11 protein-coding genes are annotated in these 13321 nt (G+C 70.9%); 5 read left to right on the forward strand and 6 right to left on the reverse strand.

Translation table 11 applies throughout. The features are described from left to right. Positions 1-45 precede the first annotated feature (45 nt). Positions 46-2364 carry a bifunctional salicylyl-CoA 5-hydroxylase/oxidoreductase gene (locus VXC91_RS14475; protein ID WP_329507601.1) on the forward strand — a complete coding sequence of 773 codons (2319 nt, stop codon included), beginning with the start codon at positions 46-48 and terminating at the stop codon, positions 2362-2364. Between the two features lie 85 nt (positions 2365-2449). On the opposite strand, the gene VXC91_RS14480 is transcribed toward VXC91_RS14475, so the two are convergent. Beyond that, positions 2450-3262 carry a PaaX family transcriptional regulator gene (locus VXC91_RS14480; protein ID WP_329507589.1) on the reverse strand — a complete coding sequence of 271 codons (813 nt, stop codon included), beginning with the start codon at positions 3260-3262 and terminating at the stop codon, positions 2450-2452. A 15-nt stretch (positions 3263-3277) separates the two neighbouring features. Further along, positions 3278-5005 carry an AMP-binding protein gene (locus VXC91_RS14485; RefSeq protein ID WP_408057385.1) on the reverse strand — a complete coding sequence of 576 codons (1728 nt, stop codon included), beginning with the start codon at positions 5003-5005 and terminating at the stop codon, positions 3278-3280. Between the two features lie 131 nt (positions 5006-5136). On the opposite strand from VXC91_RS14485, the gene VXC91_RS14490 reads away from it, so the two are divergent. Then, positions 5137-6264, forward strand: a complete 1128-nt coding sequence (locus tag VXC91_RS14490; RefSeq protein ID WP_329507591.1) for an acyl-CoA dehydrogenase family protein — start codon at positions 5137-5139, stop codon at positions 6262-6264. Next, complete coding sequence (locus VXC91_RS14495; RefSeq protein WP_329507593.1) at positions 6261-6683, forward strand: RidA family protein; 423 nt, start codon at positions 6261-6263, stop codon at positions 6681-6683. The genes VXC91_RS14490 and VXC91_RS14495 overlap by 4 nt, the downstream gene beginning before the upstream one ends. Before the next feature lie 45 nt (positions 6684-6728). On the opposite strand, the gene VXC91_RS14500 is transcribed toward VXC91_RS14495, so the two are convergent. Next, positions 6729-6923 (reverse strand): DUF5999 family protein, encoded by a 195-nt coding sequence (locus tag VXC91_RS14500; protein ID WP_329507594.1) that lies wholly within the window; start codon positions 6921-6923, stop codon positions 6729-6731. A 228-nt stretch (positions 6924-7151) separates the two neighbouring features. Here VXC91_RS14500 and VXC91_RS14505 point away from each other — a divergent pair, with 228 nt between their 5' ends. After that, a complete protein-coding gene (locus VXC91_RS14505; RefSeq protein ID WP_329507595.1) occupies positions 7152-7574 on the forward strand; it encodes a DUF6299 family protein in 423 nt (140 codons plus the stop codon). Positions 7575-7640: 66 nt separating this feature from the next. On the opposite strand, the gene VXC91_RS14510 is transcribed toward VXC91_RS14505, so the two are convergent. After that, complete coding sequence (locus VXC91_RS14510; RefSeq protein WP_329507596.1) at positions 7641-9170, reverse strand: helix-turn-helix domain-containing protein; 1530 nt, start codon at positions 9168-9170, stop codon at positions 7641-7643. 64 nt (positions 9171-9234) lie between these two features. Continuing rightward, entirely contained in the window at positions 9235-9432 is a 198-nt protein-coding gene (locus tag VXC91_RS14515; RefSeq protein WP_329507597.1) for a DUF4236 domain-containing protein, read from the reverse strand. A 424-nt stretch (positions 9433-9856) separates the two neighbouring features. Between VXC91_RS14515 and acnA the strand changes: the two genes are divergently transcribed. Then, positions 9857-12574 (forward strand): aconitate hydratase AcnA, encoded by a 2718-nt coding sequence (gene acnA, locus VXC91_RS14520; RefSeq protein WP_329507598.1) that lies wholly within the window; start codon positions 9857-9859, stop codon positions 12572-12574. Positions 12575-12714: 140 nt separating this feature from the next. Here acnA and VXC91_RS14525 read toward each other — a convergent pair whose 3' ends face one another. Continuing rightward, on the reverse strand, positions 12715-13080 hold the full coding sequence (locus VXC91_RS14525; RefSeq protein ID WP_329507599.1) for a hypothetical protein: 366 nt from the start codon (positions 13078-13080) through the stop codon (positions 12715-12717). Positions 13081-13321: the final 241 nt, after the last annotated feature.

The following is a 13321-nucleotide window of genomic DNA, read 5'->3' on the forward strand; positions in this document are numbered from 1 at the left end:
CGCGTGAAGTCCGGCGGACGGGTGCCCGCGGCGGCCCGGCAGGCACTGCGCGTCGCGGTCATCGGCGGGGGCCCCGGCGGGCTGTACGCCGCCGCCCTGCTCAAGCGTCTTGACCCGGCTCGGGAGGTCACCGTCTGGGAGCGCAACGCCCCCGACGACACCTTCGGCTTCGGCGTCGTCCTGTCCGACGAGACCCTCGGCGGCATCGAGCACGCCGACTCCGTCGTCTACGCGGCGCTGAAGGACGAGTTCGTGCGCTGGGACGACATCGACATCGTGCACCGGGGCGTCTGCCACACCTCCGGAGGCCATGGGTTCGCCGCCCTCGGCAGGCGAAGGCTTCTGCAGATCCTGCACGAGCGGTGCCGCTCCCTCGGCGTCGACCTGCGTTTCCGCACCGAGGCCCCGCATCCGGACCGGCTCTCGGAGTCGTACGACCTGGTGATCGCCGCCGACGGGGTGCACAGCGGCACGCGCGAGGCGTATGCCGAGGTGTTCCGGCCGTCCGTCGAGGAGCACCGCTGCCGCTACATCTGGCTCGCCGCCGACTTCGCCTTCGACGCGTTCCGCTTCGAGATCGCCGAGACCGAGCACGGCGTGATGCAGTTGCACGGCTATCCCTTCTCCCGCCCGTCGCCCGACCACCACCCCTCGACGAGGCCTTCCGGGCCGCAGAGTCAGGGCGCCTCAACGGTGATCGTGGAGATGCGCGAGGAGGTGTGGCGGGCGGCCGGGTTCCCGGAACTGGACACGCCCGAGACCATCGAGCGCTGCGCCAAGATCTTCGCGGACGCGCTCCACGGCCTGCCCCTGCGTTCCAACCGCTCCACCTGGACCACCTTCCGTACGGTCGTCAACGAGCGCTGGTCGCACGGCAATCTCGTCCTCATCGGCGACGCCGCGCACACCGCCCACTTCTCGATCGGCTCCGGCACGAAGCTGGCCGTCGAGGACGCGCTCGCCCTGGTCGCATGCCTGGAGGAGCACACCTCGCTGCGGGAGGCCCTGGCCGCCTACGAGCAGGAGCGGCGCCCTGTCGTCGCCTCCACCCAGCGCGCGGCGCGGGCCAGCCTGGAGTGGTTCGAGAACCTCGGGCTCTACCTCGGCCAGCCCGGCCGGCAGTTCGCCTTCAACCTGCTCACCCGCAGCCGCCGGGTCACCCATGACAATCTGCGGTTGCGCGATGCGCACTTCACCGAGACGGTGGAGCGGGACTTCGGCTGCCCGCCGGGCACACCCCCGATGTTCACCCCCTTCAGGCTGCGCGGCCTGACCCTGCGCAACCGGGTCGTGGTCTCGCCGATGGACATGTACTCGGCCGTGGACGGCGTCCCCGGCGATTTCCATCTGGTCCACCTGGGCGCACGGGCCCTCGGCGGAGCCGGCCTCGTCATGACCGAGATGGTGTGCGTGAGCGCCGAGGGCCGGATCACCCCGGGCTGCGCCGGGCTCTACACCGGACGCCAGGGCGAGGCGTGGCGGCGGATCACCGATTTCGTGCACCGCCAGGCACCGGGAACCGCGATCGGCGTGCAGCTCGGCCACAGCGGCCGCAAGGGCTCCACCAAACTCATGTGGGAGGGCATGGACGAGCCCCTGGAGGAGGGCAACTGGCCCCTCGTGGCGGCCTCCCCGATCCGGTACAAAGCCGGGAGCCAGACGCCCCGCGAGCTGTCCCGCGCCCAGCTGACCGACATCCGCGAGCAGTTCGTGGCCGCCGCCTGGCGGGCCGCCCGCAGCTCCTTCGACCTGCTCGAACTCCACTGCGCCCACGGCTATCTGCTGTCCGGCTTCCTGTCGCCGCTCACCAACCACCGGACCGACGTCTACGGAGGCACGCTCGCCAAGCGGCTCCGCTTCCCGCTGGAGGTCTTCGACGCCGTCCGGTCGGTGTGGCCCGAGGAGCGGCCCATGACCGTACGGATCTCCGCGACGGACTGGGCCGAGGGCGGCACCACGGCCGAGGAGGCCGTGGAGATTGCCCGGGCCTTCGCCGCGCACGGCGCCGACGCGATCGACGTGTCGACCGGTCAGGTGGTGGACGAGGAACGGCCGGCGTTCGGGCGTTCGTACCAGACGCCGTTCGCCGACCGGATCCGCCAGGAGATCGGTATCCCCGTGATCGCGGTGGGCGCCATCTCGTCGTGGGACGACGTCAACTCGCTGATCCTGGCCGGACGCGCGGACCTGTGCGCCCTGGCCCGGCCGCATCTCTACGACCCGCACTGGACGCTGCACGCGGCGGCCGAGCAGGAGTACACCGGGCCGGGCGTGACATGGCCGGCGCCCTACCGGGCGGGCAGCCGGCGCCCCCAGACAGGACGCACGGACGCCCCCAAGCCGCGGCTCACGCTGGGCGGTTGACCACCGCCGTGCCGTGGGGCGTCGCCCGTGCGGCGCACCCGGGCGTCCTCGCGCGTGAGGCGGTCCGTCCTGTCGAAGAGCGGGGTCACACGCCCGCGAAGGCCGCTCCCGCGTCCCGAAGCCGCTCGTGCAGCGCCCTGAAGACCGCGGCCGAGCGGACGCCCGGCCAGTCGACGGGCAGCAGCTCGGCGGGCAGTCCCGGGTCGACGTACGGCAGATGGCGCCAGGAGTCCAGGGCGAGCAGGTAGTCGCGGTACGCCTCCTGGGGCGGGGTGTCCTCGCGGGCCTCCCAGTCGTGCAGCACGCGCGCGTGGCGGTCGAGGAACGCCTCGTGCTGCCTGGCGATCGAGGTCAGGTCCCACCAGCGCGCCACCGCCTCCGCGGTCGGGGCGAAGCCGAGGTGCTCACCGCGGAAGAAGTCCACATACGGGTCGAGGTGGAGCCGCTCCAGCGTGTGCCGGGTCTCCTCGTACAGGCGTGCAGGGGCGATCCACACCCCGGGAGCCGCGGTGCCGAAGCCGAGACCGGCGAGCCGCGAGCGCAGCAGATGCCGCTTCTGCCGTTCCGACTCCGGCACCGAGAACACCGCGAGCACCCAGCCCTCGTCCTTGGGCGGCGTCGTCGCGTACACGCGCCGGTCGCCGTCGTCGAGCAGCTGCCGTGCGTCCGGCGACAGGGCGTACCCGGCCGCGCCCGTCGCCGTACGGGCCGGCACGAGCAGACCGCGGCGCTTCAGCCGCGACACCGACGACCGTACGGAGGGCGCGTCCACGTCGACCGCGGCGAGCAGTCTGATCAGCTCCGCCACCGGCACCGGGCCGGGGGCGAAGCGGCCGTAGGCGCCGTAGAACGTGACGATGAGGGACCGGGGAGCGTGCTGATCGGACACGTCGATCACTCTAAAGCGTCCGTGTCAGTCATGATCACCTTCCGCCGGCACGGAGCCGACGCCGGTACCGACGTCCGCGCCCGCGTCCGCGGGGAGGTGCGTGCGCAACCGGAAGCGCTGGAGCTTGCCCGTAGCCGTACGCGGCAGCGCGTCCAGGAAGACGAACTCGCGCGGGCACTTGTACGGCGCCAGCTCGGACTTCAGGAAGGTGCGCAGCGCTTCCGGGTCGCGCGGCGCGCCCGCCCTGAGGACCGTGTACGCCACCACGACCTGTCCGCGGTCCTCGTCGGGCCGTCCGACCACCGCCGTCTCGACCACGTCGGGATGGCGCAGCAGGGCGTCCTCGACCTCGGGCCCGGCGATGTTGTACCCCGCGGAAATGATCATGTCATCGGCGCGCGCGACATAGCGGAAGTAGCCGTCGGGCTCGCGGATGTACGTGTCGCCGGTGACGTTCCACCCGCCCCGTACGTACTCGCGTTGCCGCGGATCGGCGAGGTAGCGGCAACCGACCGGGCCGCGCACCGCGAGCAGCCCCGGCTCGCCGTCGGGCACGGGGACGCCGTTCACGTCCTGCACGCGTGCGTCCCACCCCGGTACCGGCACTCCGGTGGTTCCCGGGCGGATCCGGTCGTCCGCGGCGGAGATGAAGATGTGCAGCAGTTCGGTGGCGCCGATGCCGTTGATGACGCGCAGGCCGGTGCGCTCGTACCAGGCCCGCCAGGTGGCCGCGGGCAGGTTCTCGCCCGCCGACACGCACCGCCGCAGCGACGTGGTGTCGTGCCCGTCCAGCTCGTCGAGCATCGCGCGGTAGGCGGTCGGCGCGGTGAACAGCACGGAGACGCGGTGCTCGGCGATCGCGGGCAGCAACTGCCTGGGACCCGCCTGTTCGAGCAGCAGGGCGCTGGCCCCGGCCCGCAGCGGGAAGACGACCAGCCCGCCGAGCCCGAAGGTGAAGCCGAGCGGGGGACTGCCCGCGAAGACGTCGTCGGGGCCCGGCCGGAGTATGTGCCGGGAGAAGGTGTCCGCGATGGCGAGCACGTCGCGGTGGAAGTGCATGCAGCCCTTCGGGCGGCCCGTGGTGCCCGAGGTGAAGGCGATCAGGGCCACGTCGTCGGCCGCCGTGTCCACGGGCGTGAACGGTTCCTCCGGCGCGGGAAGCCGCAGCAGATCGTCGGGGGAGCCGTCACCGTAGGTGGTGATGCGCAGCCCGGAGACGTCGGCCTTCACCAGGTCCTCGAGTGACCGCGCGTCGCACAGGGCGTGACCGACCTGGGCGATCTCGCACATCGTGTGCAGTTCGTGCGGACGCTGCTGGGCGAGCACGGTGACGGCGACCGCGCCCGCCTTGAGCACCGCCAGCCAGCAGGCGGCCAGCCACGGGGACGTCGGTCCGCGCAGCAGGACACGGTTGCCGGGGACGACACCGAGACGGGAGGTCAGCACATGCGCGATCCGGTCGACGCGGGTGCGGAGCTGTCCGTACGTCCACACATCGCCGTCCGCCGTGTGGAAGGCGGGGCGCTCGGGGGCGGGGCCGTCGAGCAGTTGCGCGGCGGCGTTGAGCCGTTCGGGGTAGTGCAGCTCCGGCAGGTCGAAGCGGAGCTCGGGCCACTCGTCGCGCGGCGGCAGGTGGTCGCGGGCGAAGGTGTCGCGGTGGGCGGTGCGGGTGGGGCTCGTGCGGGCCGCGGCACCCTCCGTGTCCGTGACGGTCTCGGTGGCCGCGGCGCTCGTGGCGTCGCTCTGGTCCATGGCGGTTCGCCCCCTCGTCGTGGTGGGCTCGCGCATCGAGCGTATCGTGTTGGTGACGACAGTCAACGGTCCGCGATACGGTCGGGTGGGAAGCCGCCCGGCCCGGTATGCAGTCAGGGAGAGGACCGGCAATGACCGCATTCTCGCTCGATCCCACACAGACCGCCTGGCGCGCGGAACTGCGCGGCTGGGCCGAGCGGCGGCTTCGCCCCCTGGCGGAGAAGGGCGAGCCCGGCCACGTCAATCGCGCGCTCGTCACCGAACTCGGCCGACTCGGGCTGCTGGACCGCATGTTCGCCTCCGGCGCGCTCGACCTGTGCCTGATGCGGGAATCCCTGGCGTACGCCTGCACAGAGGCGGAGACGGCGCTCGCCCTGCAGGGACTCGGCGCGCATCCGGTGCATGCATACGGCACCGAGGCGCAGCGCGCCCGCTGGCTCCCCGGAGTCCGGGCGGGCACCACGGTCGCCGCCTTCGCCCTGACCGAGCCCGACGCCGGCTCGGACGCGGCTGCGCTGGCCCTCACCGCCGAGCCCGACACCGGGGCCGGCTGGCGGCTCACCGGTGAGAAGTGCTGGATCTCCAACGCCCCCGAGGCCGACTTCTACACCGTCTTCGCCCGCACCACCCCCGGCTCCGGTGCCCGTGGCGTGACCGCCTTCCTCGTACCCGCCGACCGCCCCGGACTGACCGGCAGCCCGCTCGACATGCTCTCCCCGCATCCCATCGGCACCCTCGGCTTCGACGGCGTGCCCGTGACCGTGGACGACGTCATCGGTGAGCCCGGCAGCGGGTTCAGGGTCGCCATGAGCACCCTCAACCTGTTCCGGCCCAGCGTCGGCGCCTTCGCGGTCGGCATGGCGCAGGCGGCCCTCGACGCCACGCTCGCCCACACGGCCGGGCGGGACGCCTTCGGCGGCAAGCTGAAGGATCTTCAGGCCGTCTCGCACCAGGTCGCGGAGATGGCCCTGCGCACCGAGGCGGCCCGCCTCATGGTCTACGCGGCGGCGACGGCGTACGACGAAGGGGCTCCGGACGTCCGGCGCCGTGCCGCCATGGCCAAACTCCTCGCCACCGAGACAGCGCAGTACGTGGTCGACACCGCCGTCCAGTTGCACGGGGCCCGCGCCCTGCGCCGCGGCCACCTCCTCGAGCACCTCTACCGGGAGGTGCGCGCGCCGCGGATCTACGAAGGCGCGAGCGAGGTCCAGCGCGGAATCATCGCCAAGGAGTTGTACGCCACCCTGGAGGCCCCGTGACCACCGAGCGTCCCGCCCCGCCCGAGCTGTCGCGGCTCAATCCGCCCGCGCTCTCCCCACCCTCCGGCTTCTCCCACGCCGTCGTCGCCACCGGCTCCCAGGTGGTGTTCCTGGCGGGCCAGACCGCCCTCGACACGGACGGGAAGGTGGTGGGCGACTCGCTTCCCGAGCAGTTCGAGCGGGCGCTCGCCAATCTGCTGACCGCGCTGCGGGCCGCCGGTGGCACCCCCGCCGACCTGGCGCGTGTCACCGTCTATGCCACCGACGTCGCCGACTACCGGGCCCGGGCCCCCGAGCTGGGGCGCATCTGGCGGAGACTGGCGGGCCGCGACTATCCCGCGATGGCCGTCGTGGGGACCACCGGCCTGTGGGACGAGGAGGCCCTGGTGGAACTGGACGGCTTCGCCGTGCTTTCGTAGCCGCGGCGGCTACGTGAGTTCGTCGCCGCGAGGAGCGGGCCCGCGTCAGGCCGCCATGGCCAGCGGGCCCATCGGCTTGCGGCGCGGAGCGACCGCGCTGCCGTCCGGGAGCAGTTCGCCGGTGTCGTCGAAGACGATCACACCGTTGCAGAGCAGGTTCCAGCCCTGCTCCGGACGGGCGACGACGACGTGCGGTGCGGTGGTGTCGGACGCCGGGCACGTCGGCTGGTGGGAACACATGGCGCACCTCCGGGTGAGGTTCGGGCGGCCGGTTGTCGCCCCCTCGTCCTAGACCATGCTCCGCCTGTGAAGCCACCGGAAGCATCCGCCGACAAGCGTGACACCATGCGGACAACTCTCGGACACGCCGAAGACGGTGGGTGCGGACTCGCCACGAAGGGGTGAAGATCACGCACCGCGGCACGGCCTCCGGGTACCTGTGGAATCCCCCATTCCAGGAGGTCTTCCATGTCCGTGCGCCAGGTCGCCGGGGTGGTCGTCGGCGCCGTCCTGCTCCTGTCCGCCGCCCCCGTCGCGGGTGCCCTGTCCGGCCCGTACGACGAGGTGACCGTCGACCGCACCGGCCGTCTCACGGCCGACGGCACCCTCACCCTCTCCGGCACCTACCGCTGTCTCGGTGGCGGCGGCCCCGTCTTCGTCTCCTCCTCCGTCTCCCAGGGCGACTCCCGCGTCGCCCACGGTGTCGGCGGCACCCTTGCGGTGTGCGACGGAGCCGAGCACCGCTGGACCAACTCCGGGACCCGCAAGGGTGCCTACGTCCCGGGCCCGGCGCACATCGCCGCCACGCTGATGGAGCTGAGCGCGACGGGCCTTCCGCTGCCCCGCTTCCTCGCGGTAAGGCAGCAGAAGGTCACGCTCCTCGAGGAGTAGCGCTGCGACCGGCAAGGCTCACCGGCAAACCTTTCCGGCCACAGCACTGGCGCCGACGGGGCACGGTCAGATGTTCCGGAACGTCTCGATCTGCGCACCGACGGAGTTGAGCCGCTCGGCCAGATCCTCGTAGCCACGATTGATGACGTACACGTTGCGCAGGACGGACGTGCCCTCGGCCGCCATCATCGCCAGCAGCACGACCACGGCCGGCCGCAGCGCGGGCGGGCACATCATCTCGGCGGCGCGCCAGCGGGTCGGGCCCTCGACCAGCACCCGGTGGGGGTCGAGGAGCTGAAGGCGGCCGCCGAGGCGGTTGAGGTCCGTCAGATAGATGGCCCGGTTGTCGTACACCCAGTCGTGGATCAGTGTCTTGCCCTGCGCGGCGGCCGCGATGGCCGCGAAGAACGGGACGTTGTCGATGTTCAGGCCGGGGAACGGCATCGGGTGGATCTTGTCGATCGGCGCCTCCAGCTTGGACGGCCGCACGGTCAGGTCCACCAGCCGGGTACGGCCGTTGTCGGCGACGTACTCGGGCGTGCGGTCGTGGTCGAGGCCCATCTCCTCCAGCACCGCGAGCTCGATCTCGAGGAACTCGATCGGCACCCGGCGCACCGTCAGCTCCGACTCCGTGACGACCGCGGCCGCCAGCAGGCTCATCGCCTCGACCGGGTCCTCGGAGGGGCAGTAGTCGACGTCGACATCGATGTTCGGCACGCCGTGCACGGTGAGCGTGGTGCTGCCGATGCCCTCGACCTCGACGCCGAGGGCCTCGAGGAAGAAGCAGAGGTCCTGGACCATGTAGTTCGAGGACGCGTTGCGAATGACCGTGACCCCGTCGTGGCGGGCGGCGGCCAGCAGCGCGTTCTCGGTCACGGTGTCCCCGCGCTCGGTCAGCACGATCGCGCGGCCGGGCGCGACGGACCGGTCCACCACCGCGTGGTAGTGCCCCTCGGTGGCGGTGACGTCGAGACCGAACCGGCGCAGCGCGATCATGTGCGGCTCGACGGTGCGCGTGCCGAGGTCGCAGCCGCCCGCGTACGGCAGCTTGAAGCGGTCCATGCGGTGCAGCAGCGGACCGAGGAACATGATGATGGAGCGCGTACGGCGGGCGGCCGCGGCGTCGATGGCGTCCATCTCGAGGTCGGCGGGCGGCACGATCTCCAGGTCCACGCCGTCGTTGATCCAGCGGGTCCGCACCCCGATCGAGCCGAGGACCTCGAGGAGGCGGTACACCTCCTCGATCCGGGCGACCCGGCGCAGTACCGTGCGCCCCTTGTTGAGCAGTGAGGCGCACAGCAGGGCCACGCAGGCGTTCTTGCTCGTCTTCACGTCGATGGCACCGGAGAGCCGGCGGCCGCCGACCACCCGCAGATGCATGGGACCCGCATAGCCGAGGGACACGATCTCGCTGTCCAGGGCCTCACCGATTCGGGCGATCATCTCAAGGCTGAGGTTCTGATTGCCGCGCTCGATGCGGTTGACGGCACTCTGGCTGGTGCCCAGCGCCTCGGCGAGCTGTGTCTGGGTCCAGCCACGGTGCTGCCGGGCGTCACGGATGAGCTTGCCGATGCGTACGAGGTAGTCGTCTGACATGAGGTTGAGGCTATCTCAGATATGAGATGGCACCCCTTGGGGGGTCTGTTCGGGTGAGTGACCGTCAGTGACCCCTGGTGGAACGGGTGCGACGCCATTCGAAAGGTCCCGGCAAATCCATGGATGTCGTACGTCGTCCCGAACTGCTGCGCGTGTGGCGCGGTCCATGCTTGCCGCCGGTGGCGATGGACCGCGAGCGCCTGTTGATGTTCAGGCGTACCCCGAGCGGGATCCGAAAACTCTTGCGGAACGTGAGGGGCATACGAGGTCTCCTTTCGGTTGCCCGTTCACCTCGGATACCCCGGGGCCGGGAAGTGATGGCACCGAGGCCGCGCGGTCACGTGTGGGGGATGAGGGGGTCCGGCCGGCGGCTCGAGGCTCGGGAGGGGGTCGCGCCGGACTGGGACCGCCGGCGTGTCGTCCGACGTGAGCCGCGGCCCGTCCGGGGGTGCGGCGTGCGGCCCTGTGGGGGCGCGGCAGGGTGCGGTGGCGGGGCCGGGCCGGGCTGGGCATGACCATCCCGCCCCCATGTACTAGAGTTATCTCGACATCGAGATATCTGCCGAGGCGCACCGCAGCACCCGGCTGGTAAGGGCTACCTAAGTTAGCCTTACCTTAGTGGATCGGCCAAGCCGTCGTGGCGGCAGGATTGCGGTGGTACGCGCACATCAATGAAGGAGACTGTCGTGTCGGCGAACAGCTTCGACGCCCGCAGCACGCTGCAGGTGGGCGACGAGTCGTACGAGATCTTCCGGCTGGACAAGGTGGAGGGCTCGGCCCGCCTGCCGTACAGCCTCAAGATCCTGCTGGAGAACCTGCTCCGCACCGAGGACGGCGCGAACATCACCGCCGACCACATCCGTGCCCTCGGCAACTGGGACTCCCAGGCCCAGCCGTCGCAGGAGATCCAGTTCACGCCGGCCCGCGTGATCATGCAGGACTTCACCGGCGTTCCGTGTGTCGTCGACCTCGCCACCATGCGCGAGGCCGTCAAGGAGCTCGGCGGCGACCCGGTGAAGATCAACCCGCTGGCCCCGGCCGAGCTGGTCATCGACCACTCCGTCATCGCCGACAAGTTCGGCACGAACGACGCCTTCAAGGTGAACGTCGAGCTGGAGTACGGCCGCAACAGGGAGCGCTACCAGTTCCTGCGCTGGGGCCAGACCGCCTTCGACGAGTTCAAGGTCGTCCCGCCGGGCACCGGCATCGTGCACCAGGTGAACATCGAGCACCTGGCCCGCACCGTCATGGTCCGGGGCGGCCAGGCGTACCCCGACACCCTGGTCGGCACCGACTCCCACACCACCATGGTCAACGGCCTCGGTGTTCTCGGCTGGGGCGTCGGCGGCATCGAGGCCGAGGCCGCGATGCTCGGTCAGCCGGTCTCCATGCTCATCCCGCGCGTCGTCGGCTTCAAGCTCACCGGTGAGCTGCGGCCCGGCACCACCGCCACCGACCTCGTGCTCACGATCACCGAGATGCTGCGCAAGCACGGTGTCGTCGGCAAGTTCGTCGAGTTCTACGGCGAGGGCGTCGCCGCCACCTCGCTGGCCAACCGCGCCACCATCGGCAACATGTCGCCGGAGTTCGGCTCCACCGCCGCGATCTTCCCGATCGACGACGAGACCCTGAACTACCTGCGCCTGACCGGCCGCTCCGATCAGCAGGTCGCGCTCGTCGAGGCCTACGCCAAGGAGCAGGGTCTCTGGCTGGACGCGAAGGCCGAGCCGGACTTCTCCGAGAAGCTCGAGCTGGACCTGTCCACGGTCGTCCCGTCCATCGCCGGCCCGAAGCGCCCGCAGGACCGCATCGTCCTCGCAGGCGCCGCCGAGCAGTTCAAGACCGACGTCCTGAACTACGTCTCCACCGCCGACGAGGCGGGCGTGGAGTCCTTCCCGGCCTCCGACGCCCCGGCCATCCACCCGAACGGCGCGCCGTCCAACCCGGTCCAGGTCACCGCCCCCGACGGCACGACCTACACGCTCGACCACGGTGCCGTGACGGTCGCCGCCATCACCTCCTGCACCAACACCTCCAACCCGTACGTCATGGTCGCCGCGGCGCTCGTGGCGAAGAAGGCGGTCGAGAAGGGCCTGACCCGCAAGCCGTGGGTCAAGACCACCCTCGCCCCGGGCTCGAAGGTCGTCACCGACTACTTCGACAAGGCAGGTCTGACCCCGTACCTGGACAAGGTCGGCTTCAACCTGGTCGGTTACGGCTGCACCACCTGCATCGGCAACTCCGGCCCGCTGCCGGAGGAGGTCTCCAAGGCCGTCAACGACCACGACCTCGCGGTCACCTCGGTCCTGTCCGGGAACCGCAACTTCGAGGGCCGGATCAACCCCGACGTCAAGATGAACTACCTGGCCTCCCCGCCGCTGGTCGTCGCGTACGCCATCGCGGGCTCCATGAAGGTGGACATCACCAAGGACGCCCTGGGTACCGACCAGGACGGCAACCCGGTCCACCTGAAGGACATCTGGCCGACCGAGGCCGAGGTGAACGACGTCGTCGCCAACGCCATCGGCGAGGACATGTTCAACAAGTCCTACCAGGACGTCTTCGCGGGCGACGCCCAGTGGCAGTCCCTGCCGATCCCGACCGGGAACACCTTCGAGTGGGACCCGGAGTCGACCTACGTGCGCAAGCCCCCGTACTTCGAGGGCATGGAGATGGAGCCGGCCCCGGTCACCGACATCGCCGGTGCGCGCGTCCTCGCGAAGCTCGGCGACTCGGTCACCACTGACCACATCTCCCCGGCCGGTGCCATCAAGGCCGACACCCCGGCCGGCAAGTACCTCACCGAGCACGGTGTGGAGCGTCGTGACTTCAACAGCTACGGCTCGCGTCGCGGCAACCACGAGGTCATGATCCGCGGCACGTTCGCCAACATCCGCCTGCGCAACCAGATCGCGCCGGGCACCGAGGGCGGCTACACCCGCGACTTCACGCAGGAGGGCGGCCCGGTCTCCTTCATCTACGACGCCTCCCGCAACTACATCGAGCAGGGTGTCCCGCTGGTCGTCCTGGCCGGCAAGGAGTACGGCTCCGGCTCGTCCCGCGACTGGGCGGCCAAGGGCACCGCGCTGCTCGGCGTGAAGGCCGTCATCGCCGAGTCCTACGAGCGCATCCACCGTTCGAACCTCATCGGCATGGGCGTCCTGCCGCTCCAGTTCCCCGAGGGCCGGAACGCGGAGTCCCTCGGCCTGAGCGGCGAGGAGAGCTTCTCCATCTCCGGCGTCACCGAGCTGAACGACGGCACCACGCCGCGCACGGTCAAGGTCACCACCGACACCGGTGTCGAGTTCGACGCGGTCGTCCGCATCGACACGCCCGGTGAGGCGGACTACTACCGCAACGGCGGCATCATGCAGTACGTGCTGCGCAGCCTGATCCGCAAGTAAGCGCTCCAGTACGGTCGTTGGGCCGCAATCCCGGCAACGGGGTTGCGGCCCGGCGTCGTTTCGGGACGGGAGAGCGAGGAGGCCGCGACGACTGTCGCCCGCCCGGGCACGGGCCTCGTGCCCGCTCGACGGGTCCGCCCCTAGATCCACCCCGCTGCCTGGGCGATCGCGAACGGCGCGGGGACCAGGGTCGTCATGCCGAGCCAGAGGTTGAGCGGTCTGCCCTCCTGCCACGGCATGAGGACGTCCACCACCAGGATCATGCCGAGGACGAAGGCGCCGCCCAGCACGGCACCCAGCGTCATCCCGACCGCCTGGTCCGTTGAACCCCTGGTGCAGCCGAACCCGCCGGTGCAGGAGATCACCGCGTATCTGGTCAGCAGCCAGCGCAGGCACACGCCCGGGAGGATCGCGGCCAGTCCGATGAGGAGGTTCGCCACCGCGGGCGCCCACCAGGAGTCGGCGGTGGCCCTTCTGCGGTCACCGTCCGTAGCGGAACCGTGCACAGCCTGCCCTCTCCCAGTTCACCGCGCTCGTACAGGTAGATGACCAGGGGAGCACTCGGGTTGCCCCACGCGCCGCCCAGAGCGGCCAACACCGCCCCCACGAGTGACGTCCCGTGTCCTCGGCGGGACGCGGGTTGCCCCGGCATCGTCGCCGGTCCGCACGGTGAAGGGGGTTGCGAACGGCCGCTGGTTGAGCGTGCATAAGTGTGCATGGCCTTACGGTCGGCCCGCTCGGCGGTCA

It is taken from the genome of Streptomyces chiangmaiensis (assembly GCF_036281785.1).
In the GTDB taxonomy this organism is placed as follows: Bacteria; Actinomycetota; Actinomycetes; order Streptomycetales; family Streptomycetaceae; genus Streptomyces; species Streptomyces chiangmaiensis.